Annotated in this window: 19 protein-coding genes; 5 read left to right on the forward strand and 14 right to left on the reverse strand. The window is 50.8% G+C overall.

All coding sequences use genetic code 11. The annotated features are described in order from the left end of the window. Nucleotides 1-277 precede the first annotated feature (277 nt). The 4 genes from I8J30_RS28345 to I8J30_RS28360 all read left to right on the forward strand — a co-directional run bounded on the left by I8J30_RS28345 (nt 278) and on the right by I8J30_RS28360 (nt 3,013). Nucleotides 278-1,018 (forward strand): hypothetical protein, encoded by a 741-nt coding sequence (locus I8J30_RS28345; RefSeq protein ID WP_240548447.1) that lies wholly within the window; start codon nt 278-280, stop codon nt 1,016-1,018. A 239-nt stretch (nt 1,019-1,257) separates the two neighbouring features. Continuing rightward, nucleotides 1,258-1,701 (forward strand): MarR family winged helix-turn-helix transcriptional regulator, encoded by a 444-nt coding sequence (locus tag I8J30_RS28350; protein ID WP_210663882.1) that lies wholly within the window; start codon nt 1,258-1,260, stop codon nt 1,699-1,701. 82 nt (nt 1,702-1,783) lie between these two features. After that, nucleotides 1,784-2,176, forward strand: a complete 393-nt coding sequence (locus I8J30_RS28355; RefSeq protein WP_210663855.1) for a DoxX family protein — start codon at nt 1,784-1,786, stop codon at nt 2,174-2,176. Between the two features lie 60 nt (nt 2,177-2,236). Next, on the forward strand, nt 2,237-3,013 hold the full coding sequence (locus tag I8J30_RS28360) for a pirin family protein (RefSeq protein WP_210663883.1): 777 nt from the start codon (nt 2,237-2,239) through the stop codon (nt 3,011-3,013). A 58-nt stretch (nt 3,014-3,071) separates the two neighbouring features. Here the strand turns inward: I8J30_RS28360 and melA are convergent, their stop codons facing one another. The 5 genes from melA to I8J30_RS28385 all read right to left on the reverse strand — a co-directional run bounded on the left by melA (nt 3,072) and on the right by I8J30_RS28385 (nt 9,716). Further along, nucleotides 3,072-4,580: an alpha-glucosidase/alpha-galactosidase gene (gene melA, locus I8J30_RS28365; protein ID WP_210663856.1), complete on the reverse strand. Its 1,509-nt coding sequence runs from the start codon at nt 4,578-4,580 to the stop codon at nt 3,072-3,074. A 113-nt stretch (nt 4,581-4,693) separates the two neighbouring features. Then, complete coding sequence (locus tag I8J30_RS28370) at nt 4,694-5,593, reverse strand: AraC family transcriptional regulator (protein ID WP_210663857.1); 900 nt, start codon at nt 5,591-5,593, stop codon at nt 4,694-4,696. Between the two features lie 66 nt (nt 5,594-5,659). Beyond that, complete coding sequence (locus tag I8J30_RS28375) at nt 5,660-6,841, reverse strand: SulP family inorganic anion transporter (protein WP_338044969.1); 1,182 nt, start codon at nt 6,839-6,841, stop codon at nt 5,660-5,662. A gap of 173 nt (nt 6,842-7,014) precedes the next feature. Further along, nucleotides 7,015-8,112 carry a mandelate racemase/muconate lactonizing enzyme family protein gene (locus tag I8J30_RS28380; protein ID WP_210663858.1) on the reverse strand — a complete coding sequence of 366 codons (1,098 nt, stop codon included), beginning with the start codon at nt 8,110-8,112 and terminating at the stop codon, nt 7,015-7,017. Between the two features lie 44 nt (nt 8,113-8,156). After that, nucleotides 8,157-9,716, reverse strand: a complete 1,560-nt coding sequence (locus I8J30_RS28385; protein WP_338044970.1) for a HEAT repeat domain-containing protein — start codon at nt 9,714-9,716, stop codon at nt 8,157-8,159. Between the two features lie 156 nt (nt 9,717-9,872). Between I8J30_RS28385 and I8J30_RS28390 the strand changes: the two genes are divergently transcribed. Further along, the gene (locus I8J30_RS28390) at nt 9,873-10,760 is read left to right on the forward strand and encodes an AraC family transcriptional regulator (RefSeq protein WP_210663859.1); all 888 of its coding nucleotides are present in this window, start codon (nt 9,873-9,875) and stop codon (nt 10,758-10,760) included. A 54-nt stretch (nt 10,761-10,814) separates the two neighbouring features. Here I8J30_RS28390 and I8J30_RS28395 read toward each other — a convergent pair whose 3' ends face one another. From I8J30_RS28395 to I8J30_RS28435, 9 genes are all read right to left on the reverse strand, one after another. Then, nucleotides 10,815-11,540, reverse strand: a complete 726-nt coding sequence (locus tag I8J30_RS28395; RefSeq protein ID WP_210663860.1) for an ABC transporter permease — start codon at nt 11,538-11,540, stop codon at nt 10,815-10,817. Further along, nucleotides 11,533-12,459, reverse strand: coding sequence for an ABC transporter ATP-binding protein (locus tag I8J30_RS28400; protein ID WP_210663861.1), 927 nt, complete (start codon nt 12,457-12,459; stop codon nt 11,533-11,535). The genes I8J30_RS28395 and I8J30_RS28400 overlap by 8 nt, the downstream gene beginning before the upstream one ends. Before the next feature lie 24 nt (nt 12,460-12,483). Then, entirely contained in the window at nt 12,484-13,338 is an 855-nt protein-coding gene (locus I8J30_RS28405) for an ABC transporter permease (protein ID WP_210663862.1), read from the reverse strand. After that, nucleotides 13,335-14,327, reverse strand: coding sequence for an ABC transporter ATP-binding protein (locus tag I8J30_RS28410; RefSeq protein ID WP_210663863.1), 993 nt, complete (start codon nt 14,325-14,327; stop codon nt 13,335-13,337). The genes I8J30_RS28405 and I8J30_RS28410 overlap by 4 nt, the downstream gene beginning before the upstream one ends. Continuing rightward, nucleotides 14,324-15,457, reverse strand: coding sequence for a hypothetical protein (locus I8J30_RS28415; RefSeq protein ID WP_210663864.1), 1,134 nt, complete (start codon nt 15,455-15,457; stop codon nt 14,324-14,326). The genes I8J30_RS28410 and I8J30_RS28415 overlap by 4 nt, the downstream gene beginning before the upstream one ends. After that, the gene (locus I8J30_RS28420) at nt 15,454-15,978 is read right to left on the reverse strand and encodes a sigma-70 family RNA polymerase sigma factor (RefSeq protein ID WP_091225362.1); all 525 of its coding nucleotides are present in this window, start codon (nt 15,976-15,978) and stop codon (nt 15,454-15,456) included. The genes I8J30_RS28415 and I8J30_RS28420 overlap by 4 nt, the downstream gene beginning before the upstream one ends. Nucleotides 15,979-16,135: 157 nt before the next feature. Next, nucleotides 16,136-17,758, reverse strand: coding sequence for an ABC transporter substrate-binding protein (locus tag I8J30_RS28425; RefSeq protein ID WP_210663865.1), 1,623 nt, complete (start codon nt 17,756-17,758; stop codon nt 16,136-16,138). Nucleotides 17,759-17,866: 108 nt separating this feature from the next. Then, the gene (locus I8J30_RS28430; protein ID WP_091225364.1) at nt 17,867-18,772 is read right to left on the reverse strand and encodes a carbohydrate ABC transporter permease; all 906 of its coding nucleotides are present in this window, start codon (nt 18,770-18,772) and stop codon (nt 17,867-17,869) included. An 11-nt stretch (nt 18,773-18,783) separates the two neighbouring features. Continuing rightward, nucleotides 18,784-19,701: an ABC transporter permease gene (locus I8J30_RS28435; RefSeq protein ID WP_420831258.1), complete on the reverse strand. Its 918-nt coding sequence runs from the start codon at nt 19,699-19,701 to the stop codon at nt 18,784-18,786. Nucleotides 19,702-19,751 lie beyond the last annotated feature (50 nt).

Raw genomic sequence — 19,751 nt, forward strand, 5'->3', positions numbered from 1 at the left:
TAGATGTTTAGACAACTTCTGCAATCTAATCACTTTATTAAATATAAAGTTGAAGGTGCTATTTGTCAATGTTCCCAGGCGTGTTCACAAATTGTTCTCATACCAGTAAAATCGCCGATTTTTAGCGTTTTGACGCTTGCCATTTTACCGTTTCGAACCACCATGTCTATCCTACATTGTGTGCAAAAACCATGGTTCTTTATGTATCGAAATAGCATGCATATTTGTTTCCCGCTAGCCCATCCTAAAGCTAGGTTAATGAAAGGAGCTACCCTTAATGAAAAAGCGAGCAGCTTATCGTTTATTTCTCATTTTGATTGCAGCCAGTGCAATGGTAACCGTCATGGCCTTAAGCGGCTGTAACTATGAGCGCCACGTCCAGAACAGTACGTTCGACTACGGCTCCAAGAAGAAGGGCGATCCGAAGATGCTCGGCAGCCGCATGTACGGCACGATGAGCGGATTGCCGGGACAGCACGACAATGACTGGTTTGAATACAGCTCCCTCATTTCGAATGATGTATCCAATATTAACGGTGTTGCCGGTGCGATCGTCATGCTTACCGATAAGAATGCCTATGTAGCGATCACAACAGACTGGACTGCAACAGGTACACGCAAAACGGGCGGTCCCAAAGAGCAAAATAACGGCGGTACAACGGAAGGCGTCTATAATGTAGACAACGGCAGCCCCTATTGGAACAACCAACGGGTCGCAACGCCTTATAACTCTGCTCTCACCATCAATGACCATAATGAAATCTCCAGCGAATTGAAGCAGACGATTGCCATTCATGTCCGCAAGCTGGCACCGGCTGTACAGGAAGTTCATATCTCGGCGAACAAAGAGTTCAACAATCATATGGTGCAATATGCGCAGGAAGCTTGGGCAGGACATTCCCTTACGCCATGGCTCTCTTCATTTAATAAGCTGGTCAAGCATCAATTCGTAGGCGGGGACGAAGTTCCGCCACCGATCGAAAGCCAGCTCAGGGCTCGCGCTCACATGAACCACTAATATAGATCGAAGGAATACGGATAGCCGGACTGAAGCGCGGCACGCGTTTCAGTCCTCTTTTGCGAGTTGAAAATTAAATTAATATAATGAAGGGAAAAATTCGCGACTGTATTTATCGGCTTATATAAGTGTGCTCAAATCACGGATGCGGCAGTCTTGACAAACAGCCGGGAATCTATTATCTTTAAATTAAGATATTAAGTATTAAGACAAAAACTTCGGCATTCGAGGTGATAATGATGGCCAATGAAACCGATCAGGAATTGCATCTCTTCATTATATTGTCCCGCGCCCATCAGTGGGTCAGCGCTCATGTTCATCAAGATATTCGCAAGCACGGTCTGAACCCGACGGAGTTTGGCGTTCTCGAGCTCCTTTATCATAAGGGCGAACAGCCGCTGCAGCAGATTGGCGAGAAGATTCTCATGACGAGCGGCAACATCACTTATGTGATCGATAAACTTGTTGCCAAAGGATTGGCGCATCGTAAAGCATGCCCAACTGATCGTCGCGTTATCTATGCTGAAATTACGGAGCAAGGCATACAATTTCTTGATGATGTGTTTCCGAGTCACCGCGAGGTTATCTCCAATGCCGTCAGCGGTTTATCGTCCGAAGAACAGAAACAAGCGATCCAATTATTGAAGAAACTCGGTATCGCGGCGCAAACCAGCTTCAAGTAGAGCTTCTTAACTTCAATTTTGCGGACCTGATATCTTAATGTTAAGAAACTTAATATTTTTATTTTATGGAGGAAAATCATTCATGAGTATTGCACTGGGCTTGTTGCTTATCCGGCTGGTTGTAGGGTTGACGTTTATGGGGCATGGCGTGCAGAAGCTGTTCGGCTGGTTTGGCGGATATGGCCTTAAAGCGACCGGAGGCTGGATGGATTCGATTGGTTTAAAACCCGGCGTTCTGATTGCGCTGGCCGCCGGTCTTGCTGAACTGGCCGGCGGTTTGCTCTTTGCCCTTGGCTTATGGCTGCCGGTATCCGCTGTACTTATTGTCCTTACAATGCTCGGCGCTATCATTGCCGTTCATCGCAGAAACGGCTTCTGGATTACGGGCAATGGCATGGAATACAACATTGTCCTCATCGCGGTTGCAATCGGCGTTACCCTTATCGGCGCAGGCGAGTACGCAATCGGCGGTTGATCCATTTTGATCTCTTTCACAATACATTCATTCATTCATTCATTGGAGGTTATTAGTATGATACAAACACTCGTATATGGACCGTCACTTCAAGCTACAGGCGCATTTGACGGCGGCAAAATTACGGAACAGAAGCCAATCGGCTTCTCCGGCGAAGGATCAGTCGTGAAACGTGTAAGCCCGTTGTTCTACTGGGCATGGGCTCATTCGAAACAAGGAGGCTATATCCCGCTCCATCCTCACCAAGCGTTCGAGATCTTGACCTATGTTGTAGCCGGCCAAGCGGAACACGGCGATACGCTCGGCACCAAGAGCACGATCGGTCCCGGCGGCATGCAGCTGATGCAAACCGGCTCAGGCGTCAGCCATGAAGAACGTTTTGTCGGTCCGGACATGGAGGGCTTCCAAATCTGGTTCGAGCCATCCATCCAAGAAGCCATTAAACGACCGCCTACGTACAACCAATACGAGCATGAGGCTTTCCCTATTTCCCAAGGCGATGGATATACCAAGAAAACGGTCATCGGTGAAGGATCGCCAATCTCCATCGCAGCAGATGCGCACATGTGGGATGTCGAGCTTGCACCTGGCGCACGGTATACCCATCCGATCGCAGGCGGACGAACATTGACCGCTCTGGCCATTCGCGGTGACGGCTCATGGACGTATATTTCCAAAGAAGCGAAGGATACGGCATTTAAACATAAGGATTTTATCTTAGCCAGAGCTGACGAAGCACAAGATGCGGTCATTACGGCGACCGGCGACACGCCGCTGCGGCTCATTCTGATTGATGTCCCTAGCCATGTAGACTACCCGCTCTATCCCAAACGTTAAGAATCTTAAATCGAAAGGGGATCAAAGCGCATTCGGCGCCCTGATCCCCTTCATCTAATTAATGTGCTGCCGCCGGACGTTCCTTCGCTTTGTCCGCTTCACCCGCATTACGAGTTGCCGCTTCGCGATCCTCCAGCATTTCTTCAATGGATTTGGTTTTGAGACGGGCCGCGCCTTTATAATCTTGGCGAGTCGGAATGAGATTGCCTGCAGCGAGGCGCTCCTTCGCTTGCTCGATAGAAGCGCTATATTGCGGCAGCCATTTCTCCTGCGCGACAAGCATTTCATCGACCATTTGCCAGATTTCCTTCGGATTACATACAGCACCTACAAGCGGATCCATCATCATCGCTTGGCGAAGCAGCTTATCATCCCCATGGACAGCCGCTTCCACTGCGAGTCGTTGAACGGAAATGCTCACGTTGCACACGGCCGCGCAGCCAAGAGGCAGGTCTCCGACGACCGGCATATTGATGCCATTCGCATCGACATAACCCGGCGCTTCAATAATGGCATCATTCGGCAGGTTCGCGATTACGCCATTGTTCACGACATTGAAGTGTCCGCGGTATAACCGGCCCGTCTCCAAGCCTTCAATAATGTAGGAACCGTGCTCCTCCGAGCGTTTCTCCGGGCTGTATACGTAAGGATCGCCTTTCATCCAGTTCGGGAAGTCCGTCTCGAACCAGTTCCGTCCTTCCGTACATACTCGCAAGTAGCCGCCTGTTTCCCCATTGATCCACACGCCCATATCGATCCAATCCTGAATCTCATCCGCGCGCTTGCGATACCAAGGTACGTACTCGCTGAGATGTCCATTCGATTCCGTCGAGTAGTAGCCGAATCTGCGCAGCATATCGATGCGCACTTTCTCCGTCTTCTGATACTCCGGATGGTTCTCGAATGCCTCAAGCACATCGCCTGTCTTATCTACACCGTTATGCTTAACGGATATATACCAAGTCTGATGATTAATGCCTGCGCAAATAATATCGACTTCTTGCTTCTTCAGCCCAAACGCAGTCGCAATTTGATGATGGCCGCCTTGAACGCCGTGGCAAAGTCCGATTGTGTTCACGCCGCCGTATTTGTTGCATGCCCATGTCAGCATCGCCATCGGATTCGCATAGTTAAGCAGCAGCACATCCGGTCTGGCTACCTCGCGAATGTCTTTGCAGATGTCCAGCATCGCGGCAATCCCGCGCTGGCCATACATAATTCCGCCTGCGCAGAGCGTATCGCCAACGCATTGGTCTACGCCATATTTTAACGGAATGTCGACATCATGCTGGAAGGCTTCCAAGCCGCCGATCCGGACGACGGTAAGTACGTATTTGGCGTCCTTTAACGCTTCGCGCCGGTCGGTCGTCGAATGGATTTGGATATGAAGCCCGTTCTCGATAATGTCTCGTTGGCATAGTTGAGTCACCATGTCCAAATTGTGCGCATTAATGTCCGTAAACGCAAGCTCGATGTCTCGAAATTCAGGTACTGCAAGCAAGTCACGCAGCAATCCCCTCGTAAATCCGATACTGCCCGCTCCGATAAAAGCAACTTTGAAAGACATGCTTAACCCTCCTGAGGTTGATGGAATAGGATACACATTCCTTACCCTCATTCTAGCAGGAGCCCGAAGAATGCGTTTCCACAAATCCAACCGGATTGCGCCAAGCATGTCAACTATTGCAACTGCTTATCGAAGCCTTGCATCGTTTCGATGGATTTGCGATAAGCGGCGGGAGACATTCCGGTCACTTTCTTAAACAGCATGCTGAAATATTGCCGGCTGTTCAAGCCGATATAATCGGCGATATCGATGATCGGTACATCGGAGCGTGCGAGCAGCATCTTGGCTTTCTCCACGCGCAGCTCGGCCAGATACTCCGTGATCGTCACATGCATATTCGCTTTGAAAATCCGCTGCAAATACACCGGATGCAAGCTTACCGCAGCAGCAACATCCTTCGCCTGAATATCGCAATCATAATGCTGATGGATGTATTCGGTCGCCTTCCGCACATAGCGGTGATGCTGACCTTGGGCCATATCCTTCGCTTCTTCCGCCGCGAGCCGCGCGACACGGACGAGCAGCTGCGCAAGCAGCAAATGCGTCATGCTGCGGCGCTGCGCACCGCCGGTATCCATTTCCATGACGATACTCTTGAGCGTATGATGAACCTCATTGGGATCGCGAAGCACGATAGTGCTAACCTTTCGGTCCAGCAATTGGACAAGGGCTTCATGTCCTTGAGCCAGCTGCTTCATAGAGGGGTAAATTCCGTCGCAATCCGTAAATATAAACTCCACATTGAGCATCCGGCACGGACTTTCTTTCGGTACGATAAGCTTATGCGATACGCGTGCATCCAATAAAATCAGATCCCCTTTGCGCATCTGAAACACGTCATTCATCGTCTCCACCGTACAGGTACCGGAGATGACATACATAAACTCAATAGCGTCGTGGGCATGAAAGTCCATATGGTAATCGAGCCACTGCTTATAATAGTAAGCGACGATATTCGGGCGGAAATCTCCGCCTTCTCTCAAGTAGGGATCGTATAAGCTGTAAGATCGCATGCAAGCATCCGCCTCCATTTTCACCGTATAGCGCTAGACTTACAGGCTACGGACAGATTGATTCAGCTATCCTTCAAGCGAGCCGCTCTTAAATGACTTCTGCAGCAGGACGATCAAGAAGCTGAGTATGACGCCGACGATAACTCCGATCGCAAGGTCATGGGTCAGGACAACCGAAGCCACGGTAACCACCATGACGATCGTTTCGCTGGCAGGAACCGAGCGCATTTTGAATACCGATTTCCAGTCGAAAATCGCAATACACACCATCAGCATAATGCCAATTAGAGCGGCCATCGGAATAAGAGCGAGCAGATCGCCAAGTACGACAACGAGCAGCAAGAGGAATACTGCCGCTACGAGCATCGAAAGTCGATTTCGACCGCCCATTTTCACATTAAGCACAGACTCCGCCACAAGCGCGCAGCCTGCCATTCCGCCGAAGAATCCCGCGATGAAATTCGCGATTCCCTGCCCGCGCATTTCTCGGTCCTTGTCCGTCTTCTCGCCCGTCATCTCGTCCAACAGGTTTTGCGTCAGCATCGTTTCGGTGAAACCGACGACGGCCAGAGACAGCGAGTACGGCAAGATAATGAAGAACGTTTCCCACGTAAACGGAATATCCGGCAGCAGGAAGGATGGGAGGGAAGCATCGATCGCGGCAATATCCCCGATCCGGGTGACGTCGCTGATGCCAAGCGCCCATACCAGAACCGTCAGCAAAGCCACTGCCACGAGCGGCGAAGGTACGGCTTTGAAGTATCGCGGAAGCATATAAATGATGAGCAGCGCTGCCGCGATCAACACGTACATCATGAACGACGCGTCCGCCAAATAGCGCAGCTGCGACAGGAAAATCAGTATCGCGAGCGCGTTAACGAAACCCGTCAACACGGGCTGCGGCACGAAGCGCATCACTTTGCCCAGTTTGAAAACGCCCATTAAATATTGGATAACCCCGGTTAACACGGTCGCTGCGAACAAATATGCAATCCCGTGCTCCTTCACCAGCGTCAGCATCAGGACGGACATGGAGCCGGCAGCCGCCGAAATCATGCCGGGCCGGCCGCCCAATAACGTTATGACAAGCAAAATACATATGGTCGCGTAAATCCCAACTTGAGGCGGCACTCCGGCCATAAACGAAAATGCCAAAGAGTCCGGTATTAAAGCAAGTGTCGCCGTCATGCCGGCAAGCACATTCAGTCTGACATCCGATGTCCATTGGTCACGCCAAGATCCTTTCACGAACCGTTCACCTCTAACTATGAAATAGATGCCGAAATTCCGGTATTCTATCGGTTAGCATAACCCCCTATTCCTCAGACGGTCAACGTTCTTTTTTGGCAAGCTGCCAAATTAAAAAAGTCCGTAAGCCGACACCTTTCGAAGAAAGGCACAGCTTACGGACGAAGTCGGAACTAACGAATCCGATATTCGTCAAAATAACGCGGGAGAATCGTCGTCGAAGCGCCGGGCTGCTGCGGAAGCGTATAGAAACCATCCACTACAGTAGCAGGCTCTTCGAATATATGACGAATCCACGGGATGTACTCCAGCATAATCGCATTTGAAGTGGATGCGACCAAATGCTGATGGATTTGGCCCATATCGCCGACATGCGGGCATATAGGCAAATCGTACGCTGCCGCAAGGCCGGCAACCTGCAGCCATTCCGTAACGCCGGCTACACGTGTCACGTCTACCTGCACGTATTCAACCGCGCCTTGGTGAATGTAGTCACGGAATGCATATTTATTGTAGACATGTTCGCCGAGCGCAATCGGCACATTCAATTCATCCGCCAATTTGCGGTGGCCGGCCACATCATCCGGATTGAGCGGCTCTTCCAGCCACATGAGGTCAAACTGTTCCAGCTTCTTGCCCCAGGTCATAGCCGTCGTTATATTCCACTGCTGATTCACATCGATCATCAAGCCGATATCGTCGCCAATGGCTTTGCGTACCGCTTGCACACGATCAAAGTCCTCGCGCGGATCCGGTTTGCCGACCTTCATTTTCACAGCCGTGAATCCCTGATCCACAATGCCGGCAATATCCGAAAGCAGACGTTCCTTGCTCCAGTTCAGCCAGCCGCCGTTCGTATTGTAGGCTTTGATTTTCTCCGGCTTATGCCCGCCGAGATACTTCCAGAGCGGCAAATTCGCCGCCTTGGATACGATATCCCAGAGCGCGATATCAACGGCTGCGAGCGCCATATGGGTAATGCCGGCCCGACCGATCCAGTGCATCGGTCCAAACCGCAGCTCGTCCCAGATTTGTTTGATCATCGTCGGATCCTTGCCAATCAGCACAGGTGCATAATAACGATCGATCGCAGCCGCAATCATCTCGTCGCCCTTCGCGGTCGTACCGGTGTAACCATACCCCGTAATGCCTTCATCCGTTTGAATCTTGATTCCCGTTACGCCCCAATGAGTCGCTACGTTGATCGCATCGGTAATCGGCGGCGTGATCGGTACATGAAGGATAAAGCTTTGCGCGCTAACAATTTTCATCGGGTTTCCCTCCGGTTGTATGGGGTTATTGGTTTATCGTTCGCTTAAAACGTGCTCGCTTTGTGCGTATCCGGACACCAGCGTGCCGTGCGATATTGGGAAATCAGTACGTCAACTGCCTTGTCCGTTCGAATGGCGGTCAACGCTTCGAAAGCATAGGCACGTGTATAGCGGTCCGAGCTGAGCAAACCGGACTGCAAACCGGATACTACGAGTTCCGGATCACCGAACTTCCCGATGCGAAGCAAGGACAGTGCTGCCGTATAGCCGATTTTATTCTTGATATAATCCTGGTTGCGTACATAAAGGTCGGCGTTGCCTGCATTTTCATTCTCCGAATGCTCCTGCTCGACCGCATCCTCCATACTACGAACGAGCGCAGGTATTGTAAGTTCAATCGCACCGCCAATCATACCTAGCGATTCGACAGCGTTGCGGCGCACCCATTCACTGGAATCGGCGAGTGCGGCTATTAAAGTCGGCACCGCGGAAGCAGCCCCGTCTCCAATCATACCGAGTACGAAAGCGGCAAGCGCTCTGCTATTCTCCTCTGCATGCTGAAGAACATCGATGAGACCCGGCACCGCCGCAGCGCCTGCTGCTTGAAGTCCATAGGCTGCACGCTGTGCAGTTAATTTGGATCCTTCCTTAAGCGTGCTGAGCAGCGCTTGCATCCCGGCCGATCCGATATGACCCAGCGCATATACGGCGTTCAAAGCCACATCTTCGACTGGATCGGAAATCAGCGCTGCAAGCTTCGGTGCTGCAGCTGCCGCCGCTTCGCCCATTAGGCCTAGCTCGTCGGCAACGCGTCTGCGACTAATGGCGTCTTCGCATGCCAGCTCTCCAATCAGAGCCTGTACCTCATCGTCGCTGCCGGTAATGACAGGCTTAAAGGTCTTCTCCCCTCTGAGCCAGTTCCATGCGTCATGCCATAAATTCAGATGCGCTGACGGTGCTTCAACCGGAAACGCCGGCGTCCCATTCGTATGATTCCAGCTTGGCGACTCCGGTGCCTGCAAGCGTACAAATTGGAATTTCAACATGTAACGGTCGAGATTCGAGGTATTGAGCGATGCTTTATGCCAGATATCAAAATGGACCAATGCGATCGTCCCCGCTTTGCCGGTAGGCAATATGACGGCTTCATTCGGGAATTTCTCATTGTATTGGGAGCCGGGCATAATAGCGGTCGGTCCCATTTCTTCGGTAATGTCCTGCGTGTAGTAGAACATCATGACCCACCAAGGACGATGGCTGCGCATCGAGGACCAGTAGCCGTCCTTGTGCCACTGCCCTCCGCCTGGCGCCTGATTTCCCGGCTGATTGTAATGCATATGGCGGTGAGGATGCATATAATAGTCAGGTCCAAGTACGCTTGTCAGCGCACCTTTTACAGTCGGAGTATCAAAGAAACGCTGGATATCAGGCACGCGCGGCAAAATATTATTGCCCGGATTGCCTTCATTTTGCAGCACGTAGTCGATTTGTTTCATCACATTCTGATGCAGCGCCGACGGTAATTCATTGTGTAAAACCACGAATCCATTGGTTATAAATGAGATTATCTGCTCGTCGCTTAGCAAATTCATTTCATTATGCACGGTGATGCAGCTCCTTCATTCGTAAGTTATTGTGTTATATTTAATGTAAACGAGAAGAAGCGTTTTGTATTTAGCATACAGTCATCCAGTTGCACAATAGTCAGGTTGATTTGAACCCAATCACCCCACTTACAATGAAGGAGGTCCCTACCAGCCATGGATTTCAGCAAGTTCCATCCCTATGTCTATTACGCGACCAAATATGCCTTCTATCGCGGACAGACCAGCTATAACCGATACGTCTATTCGAGCTCCATCTATATCGTGACGGAAGGAAAAGGCATCTTCGGTTTGCGCGGCAAGCAATACGAAGCACTGCCGGGCATGCTGGTTTACATGGAAGCCGGACAGCCTCACGATTGGATTGCGGACGCCACGGACCCGCTCGTTCATGTGTGCTGCTATTTCGATTGGTATTACGTAGACAGAACCGAAGTGTTTAAGAATCACGCCGCGCCGCTTTGCTATGACCATGCTCAGCTGCGAACCGAGCTGGTAGGCGAAGCATTCCCATACCCGCTTCCGGAAATCTCCTCCATTGGCGCATCCCTGCTCAATTGGACCGACCTGCTGCAAAGGAGCTTTATTTCGAGCGACCATACGACTGAGCGAACCTTCCTGCGGAGCATGGCAGCTCAGAGCCATTTTGCCATATTTATCAATCATTTCTTAACCTACTCGCTGCAAGAGCGGCATATCCCGGACCCGCGGATCGGCAGACTGCTCGAACGCATTGAGGTGGATTTGATCAATGGCCATGCTATCGATTTAGAGAACTATTCGGAGTCGCTTGGCGTAAGCCGGGGTTACTTCTTCGAGCTGTTCAAGAAAACAACCGGTTTATCGCCGATTCAGTACATCAATCAATTCCGCATTAACAGAGCGCGGGAAGATCTGAGCTCTTCCAATTTGAGCGTTATGCAGATCGCCGACAAATACCATTTCAATTCCGTTCACTACTTCTCCAGAATGTTCAGCAAATATGTCGGCATGTCGCCTCAGACCTACCGAGAATCCGAAGCCTCGAGCAAAACTCTGCTCTAAACAAATAGCCTGGCAGTGTATGCACTGCCAGGCTTCAGAGTGTAGAGAAAGAACCTATCCGCTGTGTACATCCGATCTGCGGAAATACCAGGCAATAAAGAGAAGCGGAACGAAGAAGGCAATCAGCATCGTCGTCACACCGATGGAAACATTGTTATAATCAGGCGCTGCATGGGTAACCAGATTCAGCGGCACACTCCACGGATAATACATAATGAATCTGGACTGCATAATGGTGAGCTCCGAAACGACGGCAAACACGCCAAGGCCCATCGCCGGAATATAACTGCGCCACAATAAGGCTACTGCGGCAGCAATCGGCAGTAACGCATACTCCAAGACGAAGAGCAGACCATATTTCCCGACTGCTTCGCCAATGACAGCTAAGGTCGGCATTTCGCTTGTAAACAAGAAGCCGGTACCAAAGGTAAGCAGGAACGATAGCAAGATAACTGAAAACAGTACCGGAATGGCGATGATAAACTTGGCAGTCAACACTTGGTTACGCGAATGCGGCCCCGTCAATAGGTTGTTTACGGTACGCTCTTGGAACTCCCTTGCGAATAAGTAGCCACCCAATAAGGCAAATAAGGCCGGACACATCAGCATCGTTAATATAAACAAGTTATTCTCGAACAAATTCCCCCACTCAAAAGCCCCCGAATTGTTCAGTTGTATGAAGAATCCGAGTGCCCCCGGAAGCAGAGCGCCAAGCAGAACCAGCCAAAGCATGCGGGAATTACGCCACTTGAGCCATTCACAGGCAATGAGATTAAGCACGGGCCGCACCTCCTTCCACAAGTCGCACAAAGTAGTCTTCGAGCGAATCCTTCATTGCGGAAAGACTGTTTACAAGAATGCCTTCCTTAACGAGCAGACGGTTCATCTCGCCCGGCACCAGCCCGTCATCGTAGACTCGGAGCCAGCCGTTCTCATCCAGTCGGCAATCGCGAATGCCCATCTCCGACACTAGCAGCTCCCTTGATTTCTCCTGTTGGTCGACTTGCAGACTAATATAGTGGCGATTACGCTCCTTAAGAGCATCCATAGTCGACTCCTCCAACATGACGCCGCGATGGATGATGCCGACTTTCGTCGCCAGCTGCTCCACTTCACTTAGAATATGGCTGGAAACGAGAATCGTAATTTTCCGTTTCTGTGCGAGCTCTTGGATCAGCAGCCGAATTTCTTTAATCCCCATAGGATCAAGGCCATTGGTCGGTTCATCCAGAATAAGCATCTCCGGACTGTGAAGAATCGCTCGGGCAATGCCCAGACGCTGCTTCATACCGAGGGAGAAGTCAGCCGCCCTGCGGTTTCTGGCCTCCCATAAACCTGTCGTATGGAGCGCATCCTCCACCGCCTCTTGACCGCGAACACCCATCATTTTGCGATGAATATCCAGGTTCTGGATTGCCGTTAAATTCGGATAAAAGCCGGGATATTCAATAACGGAGCCCACTTTGCGCAGCACGGCATTACGGCCTTTCCCGATACGTTCGCCAAGCAGCTCAACGGTTCCCGCCGTCGGCTGAATGAGTCCCATCATCATGCGGATAGCCGTCGTTTTGCCAGCCCCGTTCTGTCCGAGGAAGCCGTAGATATCGCCGGGCATTAACGTCATATCGATGCCGTTCACGGCTTTAACCCCTTTATAATGTTTGCAGAGTCCGCGGACCTGCAGGATTGGCTGATTCATTTCCTTGTACACTCCTTTTGTCTGTTAAGCGATGTCCTTGCGCCGGAAAGCCGCACAGCCTAAACCGAGCAAGATGATGAAATATAGGACGGTATAACCGATAAAAGCGGCACTTGGCACATTAATGGCAGAGAAAGGACCAAGCGACTGAATCATATCCGTGGTTACCGGTAGATTCAGCCCGTTGAATAGCTCATAAGTGATCCGCCGCAGCATGGCATTGGAAGGCATCAGCATGGAGATAAACAACGACAGCTGGCTGGCCGTTTGATTATCTCCGGTACCTTGGATGGCATACAAATTCTCGGCGAAGCCGCTGAACAAGCTTAATCCATACAACATCGCGCAGGCTACGCCATTACCAAGCATCGGTAAATAAATCGAGCCGAGCAACGTAACGGCAAGCAGCAGCTGCGGCGCCCATACGAAGTACAGCAGTGCTTTCAAGGCAGACGGCACATCGAGCGGATAGTCCAGCCAATAATGAACGGGAAGCAATATCGCCAGAAACAAGAGGATGCTGTAAATAATGAGCCAGCTGGAAATGCCCGCATATCTGCCGAGATACACTTTCCATCTCGGTATGGGACGCGCTAAGACAGCCAGCATTAATCCGCTTTCCACTTCCCCCGATATAACCCCCATCGTGGAAAACAAGACGAGGAACGCCATAATCATCTGGGAGAAGATCAGTCCAAGCGTAAGAAACGACAAGCCATTCATTAACGCTTGTGCCGGAACGAGCTCCCCTTGCGTATGCGATGCAATCTGGGATAATCCGTAGCAGAACAACCCGACAAACAACACGGTAAGCACCATGCTAACGATCCATATTTTCTTGCGAAACAGTTCCTTACCCGCATAAGAGATCCACATCATGCAGGAGCACCTCCTTCACCGGTGCCGCTGCTACTGCTGCTGCTGCGATTCTCTCCGGACATCGCGAGGAACCAATCCTCCAGCTTCTCTTGAACAGGCCGCACTTCATAGACGGTTATGCCTTCTTCCATCAACAGTCGGTTCATGTAACCAATCTGTTCATGGCTCCTTGCAGTCACTTGAAGAACAGCACCGCCATCACTCTCTTGCTTCACAATGATGAGGGACATCCCGGGCAGCAGCTGACCCTCAAGCGCCTGCTGCAGCTCAGGCAGCCAGCCGGAAACGGTGATTCTCCAGCTTAGGCCACTGCGCAGAAGCTCCCGCATTGGCCCGACCGCTCGCAACTTGCCATGATGGAGAAAAGCAACCTCATCACATACGGCTTCGACATCCTCAAGCAAATGCGTATTCAGGAACACGGTCTTTCCTTCCGAACGAAGCCGTTCCAGCAGCACGCGGACCTCGTAACGTCCAATCGGATCGAGAGCTGACGAAGGTTCATCCAAAATAATGAACTCCGGATCCATCAGCAGCGCGCATGCAATTCCGAGCCGCTGCTGCATCCCCTTCGAATAGTGACGAACGCGGTTCAAGCCGCGTTCATTTAGCCCGCTTATGCGAAGCACTTCCTTAATGCGTGCCGTAAAATCGACTGACTTCGAATCCGAGCGAGCTATGCCGTATAATCCGGCATGGTAACGCAGCACTTCCTCTCCCGTTAACCACTCTTGGAAGCGAAACAGCTCAGGCAAATACCCAACCTTGCGCCGCGACTCCGGATGGCCGATCGGCATGCCGAAGAGGGTTCCGCTGCCGGAATCCGGACGCAGCAAGCCGACAACCATCTTAACAAAAGTGCTCTTGCCCGCTCCGTTTGGTCCGAGCAGACCGAATATTTGTCCCCGCTCTATTTCCAGGGAAATATCGGTACAGCCCGCACCGGATGCATAAGTCTTAGTCAGCCCATTCGTTTGCAATATGGTCATTTCATAATTCCTCTTGCTTCATTTAGAATGGCTTCTTCCGTTGGATAGGACTGCATCGATCCGCTCAATTGATACACCCAATCATTCTGCAGCCAGATGATCGAACGTCCGTTGACCGATACCGTAACAATTGCCTCATTGCCATCGACTTTTGTCGTATGGATGTTGTCTGTGGAGGTAGAGGGAATCGGAAGCGTCGTGCGCCAATCTCCGATACCGGCGAGTTTAGCGCGCATGTCTTCCGGAATGACGGGCAAATCAAGCACGGCCTGGCGAATTTGCTCCACATCGATGTCATCAGACACTTCAAGGGATGGTGCCGGCATTTGAATCAGCTGCTTTGCCGTCTGCCCCTCCTGAGTTACTCGCTTCGTCATAAATGTACCCGGCATCTTGAGCACGATTGGCGAATTCTCGACGGAGTCCGGGAATTTGGTTTTCCCGCCAAACATGGCAAGCAATTTGTTGATTTCCTTCGGATGCAGATTGAAGGTGACCTGCTGCTCCGGCATATATTTCATCACCTTATCTCCCTCACCGGGGAGCTGTTTCAGCGCATGACTGCCTGCCAATTGGGCTGCTTCTGCCTCATCAACCTGGCGCTGCTGACCGCCGCCTTGCTGCTGGATGTCACCGTACCGGTTCAGATCCAGTTCGCGCGAGCCGACCGTTCCATCCTGCAGCGCGCTCTGGAAAGCATTCAAATCGGATTGGCTGATCTCAATGGTTTCGAAGTGCTGGACGCGGAATGTGCCGAGCATAGCCGCCATCACGCCCTGCCCCCAAGAAGTGAACAGCAGCATGCTCGCGAGCACCGCGGCCGTTGCACCGGAGAGCCATCTTTTCTTCCGCCAAAACGGCTTCTTCTTACGTATTCCTTCATTAATAGCAGCAATTCGCAGCGGTGCCTGCGGCTGTTGCTGTTCCGACAAGGCAAGCTCTTCATCCGGCTGCTGCCCGCTTGGCTGTTGCTCCGATTGCGATTGCCGCGGCTTCGCATCTTGCATCCAAACCGCAGGTACCTCTTCCTCCTTCACCGCATCAAATAATCGATCAAGCGCATTCTCGATGTCAGCGTCGCTAATGCTATGCTCTTGCGCATCTGCATGATTCAATGGTTTATGTTTCATTGCTCCATAACCTCCTCGGCACTCATATTCTTCTTAAACCGACTGGCCGCCCGCATGAGCAGCGTCCCGACAATCTTGGGGTTCACCTGCAAAGCCTCCGCAATTTCAGCATGCGTGTAGCCTTTTTCTTTGAGCAGCAGTGCCTGGCGGTCCCGCTCGGATAACTTATTCAGCACATTTCGAACGACATCCCGTTCCCAATTCTGAATCACTGCCGCATCATTGGAAGGATGGACCTGTTCTTCCGTTAACGCTTCGTTCATCTGTTTCTCCGTCAGATTCTGTTGTCTGCCGGACTTGCGGTAATGATCATATACGATACGGGTTAACACCCGGTGCAGCCATGCTCCTGTACGATCAAGATCTTCGGGTGGATTACGGTAAAGCCGCAGGAACACTTCCTGGGTTAAATCCTCCGCTGCCGCGCGATCTCCGATGAGAGAAATAATTTTGCGCAGCACGGCGGGATAATGTTCCCGGAACAACGCTTGAAACCGTTCCGGCCTATTCTGATTTACCATGTATTCGCCTCCTTCATCCGTTAAGACGACGCATTTAGCCCAAATATAGCACACCGATGAAAAAAAGCTATCAACCATGCTTCCATGCAGTCTGTTTCGCGAATCCGAACAAAAAAAATCAGCCGAGCAGAGCGAACTCTGCCGGCCGATTCTTACATTAACCTTCAATTAATGTTTTGTAGGCATCCAATTGTTTTTGGATTTCGTCTTTAACCTTGTCATAGCCGGCAGCTTTCAGTTTGTCGCGAAGTGCGTTAACCGCAGCAGCAGGGTCGCCTGCTTTACCGAACAGAATCGCCGGAAGCTGCTCGCCGATTACTTGGGAGATTGCAGTCATTTCAGGATCTACGCTTGCTTTGTCGAATACGAATTTGCCGTAAGGGAATGGTTTCTTGATGGCATCGTATTTAGCATACACATCGCCAATACCGCTCCAGTCTGTGTCGGAAGGAATTTCGAATTTGTCGACGCGGCCGCCCCAGAAGTCTGTGTAGAAGCCGTCTTTTGCTTCATCGTAAGCAGCAGGACGGAATCGCTTGCCGTCTTTGATTTCATACTGTACGCCTTCAAGACCGTAGTTGATCAGTTGGTACACTTCTTTGTCTTGACGGATCAGCTCATAAGCCATCAGAGCGCGTTCCGGATGTTTGCTGTGCGCGCCGACCGACGTACCACCATGCGTAATCGGCATGGAAATCAGATTGCCGCGAGTATCGGAGTAGGAGAACATTTGCAGCTCGGAGCCCGGTTGTTGTTTATCCATTTCAACGCGAAGTCCTTTGTACGTTTGCGTATGGTGGGAATCTGCGCCGGAGAGACCTGCTTTAAGTGCAGCACGAGTATCTCCTTTATAGTTCAGCACGTCTTCACGCCAGAAGCCTTTGTCTGCCCATTCCTTCATCAAGCCGGCAAATTTAATGAAATCGTCGTTGAAGATCGGGCTGTCTACCGTATAACGGTCATCGTATGATTTCGCATAGTATACGTTCGCATAACCAGTGGAAATCGGCAATTCAATGTTATCTGTGTACGTGGTAGCAAAGCCGTTATAGAACGTGCTCGTGCCGCCGTTTACATCGTAAGGGACGACGCCTTCTTTTTTGTCTTTCACGCCTTGGAAGTACTTGCCGAGTCCTTCGAAATCTTTAATCGGCTCTGTAATGCCAAACTCTTTCGCCCAGTCGCCGCGGTAGTAAACGCCGTGGTTAACCCATTGCGTGTAGTGATTCTCCGGAATCAGGACGATATCATCCTTGAATTTGCTTTGCTCCCAATCCTCTTGCGGAATTTCAGCAAACGTTAGCGGTGCATATTGCTCCAGCAAATCGTTCAGCGGCAAGAAAGCACCGCGCTGGGCATTGCCCCATGTATCGAGCCAGTCTGTACCGATCGTGATCAGGTCAATCGGTTCGCCGGAAGCGAGCAGCAAGTTGTACTTCGTTTGCCAGTCCGCCCACTCCACCCATTTGAACTCAAGCTTCGCGTTGATTTTTTCTTTCATAATGGCATTTACTTTCTCCATTACGGCTTCGAGCTGGCCATTCTTTGGTTTATCGCCCAGCACGACATAAGAAATAGTCTCGAATTCACTCGTATCGATTTTGCCTACATCCGCACTGTCATTACCGGACGTATTGCTGGAGGAATCCCCTGATGTGTTGCCGGAAGTGTCGCCTGTGTTACCGGTGTTCTTGTTGTTGTTGTTACTTCCGCAAGCCGCGATACTGAAAACCAGGATGAGCATAAGTACGATGGTGGATACCCGCTTCAAGTTTCCCATTCTTTGTAGCCTCCCTATTTTAGATAAATCGCTTGTTCCGCCCTCAAGATGTGAAAGCGCTTTCGAGCGGCTATGGCAAGAGGACCGGCAAGCTTCCTCTAATACCCGTTACCCTTTCACTGCACCAACCGTAATCCCTTGAATGAAATAACGCTGTACGAACGGGTAGAACATAATAACCGGCCCTGTCGCAACAACCGCGGTTGCCATCTTCATTGATTCCAGCGGCATATCCCGCAGCGGAACGTTCGATGAAGCGGATGAGTTTCGAATAAAATCGGCGCTTGTGATGACGTTATAAAGGAACAGCTGCAGCGGACGATACTTCATATCCGGTGACAGAAACAGCATCGCGTTATACCACTCATTCCAATAGCCAAGTGCGATAAACAAGCCGATCGTAGCCAGCGCCGGTGTAGTCATCGGCAGAATGAGCCGCATGAAGATGGTGAAATCGCCTGCTCCATCGATCTTGGCGGATTCGGTAATGGCATGCGGGATCGATTTCGTGAAGCTCTTCATCATAATGATGAGGAACGGGCTCATTAATCCCGGCAGCAGCACCGCAAGGTAATTGTCACCCAAGCTTAAGTATTGTTTGATCAGCAGATAGAAAGGTACAAGTCCGCCGGAGAACAGCGTTGTGAAATAGATGAAGAACGATATGGAATTCCGCTGCTCGAAGTCCGGCCGCTGAAGCGCATAGCCGGTCATGGCAACCAAGAACAATCCGGCAATCGTGCCCACTATCGTAAGTCCGATCGTCACCGCGTAGGATCCGATAATTAAATCGGGATTCTCGAAGACGATTTTATAAGCAAACGTACTGAAATCCCGAGGCCAAATATTAAAGCCATGTTTCGCAATGGAGGCTTCTTTCGTAAACGAAGTGCCCAGTACGACCAGAAACGGGACCAAGCAGCAGAGCGCGAACAAACCGATGAATACATATCCGAAGCCTCGAACCATTAAGGACGTCCCATCCGTCCGAATGCGCTTTTGGACCACTTCCATGCGAGTCCCTCCTAGAACAATGAGTTATCCGGTGATGTTTTCTTCACGAGCCAGTTCGCTGTGAGGACGACGACGAAACCGAATACCGACTGATACAAGCTTACCGCGCTGCCCATCGAAAAATTAAAGTTGTTCATCAGGGAGCGGAATACATACGTTTCGATAATATCGGTTGTGGCGTAAAGCGACGTATTATTTGCGCCGACGAGGTTGTAGAACAAACCGAAGTTGCCTCGAAGCACGCCGCCCAGTGAGAACAGAAGCAGAATAATAAACGTTGGCTTCAGCCATGGCAGAACGATGTAGCGAATCCGCTGAAGGGCGTTGGCACCGTCAATCTCGGAGGCTTCGACGATTTCGGAATCCAGCCCCATGATGGCGGCAAAATATACGATGGATCCGTAACCGGTCGACTGCCAGAGGTAGGTGATAATAATGATGAACGGCCAGACATGCGGGTTGGAGTACGTTTTAACCGGATCCGCGCCGATGGTTTTCAAGATGCCGTTCAGCATCCCGTAATCGTAGCTCAGGATGTTGTAGGCTATGAGCCCAATAATAACGAATGAGATAAAGAACGGCAGGAACATGATCGTCTGCGATACCTTCTTGAACCATTTCTTGCGAAGCTCATTCAATAGAATGGCGATGAAGATTTGCAGGAAATTACCAAGAATGATGAAGGCCAGATTGTACAAAATCGTATTTGCGGTCAATCGCCATAAGTCGCCTGTCATCACGAGGAATCGGAAGTTATCCATCCCGATAAATGCGCTTTTGAAAATACCGTCCGTATAGTTGTATCTAATGAAAGCAAGGTACAAGCCCGGCATTGGCAGATAAGCAAATATGGCGAAGAACAAAATGGCCGGTACACACATGAGAAGCAGCGTACGATTGTTCCACAGCCTCTTTCTTCGCGTTTGCATCGACTGGGCAGTCGACTTCGCGACTGCTGCCGGCTGCGCGATTGTTTTCA

This window comes from Paenibacillus lignilyticus (assembly GCF_017942085.1).
Lineage (GTDB): Bacteria > Bacillota > Bacilli > Paenibacillales > Paenibacillaceae > Paenibacillus_Z > Paenibacillus_Z lignilyticus.

Bases quoted from the DNA above. Each gene is read 5' to 3' on its own strand.
- I8J30_RS28345 (WP_240548447.1), top strand. From the start codon at position 278: ATGAAAAAGCGAGCAGCTTATCGTTTATTTCTCATTTTGATTGCAGCC.
- I8J30_RS28350 (WP_210663882.1), top strand. From the start codon at position 1,258: ATGGCCAATGAAACCGATCAGGAATTGCATCTCTTCATTATATTGTCC.
- I8J30_RS28355 (WP_210663855.1), top strand. From the start codon at position 1,784: ATGAGTATTGCACTGGGCTTGTTGCTTATCCGGCTGGTTGTAGGGTTG.
- melA (WP_210663856.1), bottom strand. From the start codon at position 4,580: ATGTCTTTCAAAGTTGCTTTTATCGGAGCGGGCAGTATCGGATTTACG.
- I8J30_RS28370 (WP_210663857.1), bottom strand. From the start codon at position 5,593: ATGCGATCTTACAGCTTATACGATCCCTACTTGAGAGAAGGCGGAGAT.
- I8J30_RS28380 (WP_210663858.1), bottom strand. From the start codon at position 8,112: ATGAAAATTGTTAGCGCGCAAAGCTTTATCCTTCATGTACCGATCACG.
- I8J30_RS28390 (WP_210663859.1), top strand. From the start codon at position 9,873: ATGGATTTCAGCAAGTTCCATCCCTATGTCTATTACGCGACCAAATAT.
- I8J30_RS28400 (WP_210663861.1), bottom strand. From the start codon at position 12,459: ATGAATCAGCCAATCCTGCAGGTCCGCGGACTCTGCAAACATTATAAA.
- I8J30_RS28405 (WP_210663862.1), bottom strand. From the start codon at position 13,338: ATGATGTGGATCTCTTATGCGGGTAAGGAACTGTTTCGCAAGAAAATA.
- I8J30_RS28410 (WP_210663863.1), bottom strand. From the start codon at position 14,327: ATGACCATATTGCAAACGAATGGGCTGACTAAGACTTATGCATCCGGT.
- I8J30_RS28415 (WP_210663864.1), bottom strand. From the start codon at position 15,457: ATGAAACATAAACCATTGAATCATGCAGATGCGCAAGAGCATAGCATT.
- I8J30_RS28420 (WP_091225362.1), bottom strand. From the start codon at position 15,978: ATGGTAAATCAGAATAGGCCGGAACGGTTTCAAGCGTTGTTCCGGGAA.
- I8J30_RS28425 (WP_210663865.1), bottom strand. From the start codon at position 17,758: ATGGGAAACTTGAAGCGGGTATCCACCATCGTACTTATGCTCATCCTG.
- I8J30_RS28430 (WP_091225364.1), bottom strand. From the start codon at position 18,772: ATGGAAGTGGTCCAAAAGCGCATTCGGACGGATGGGACGTCCTTAATG.
- I8J30_RS28435 (WP_420831258.1), bottom strand. From the start codon at position 19,701: ATGCAAACGCGAAGAAAGAGGCTGTGGAACAATCGTACGCTGCTTCTC.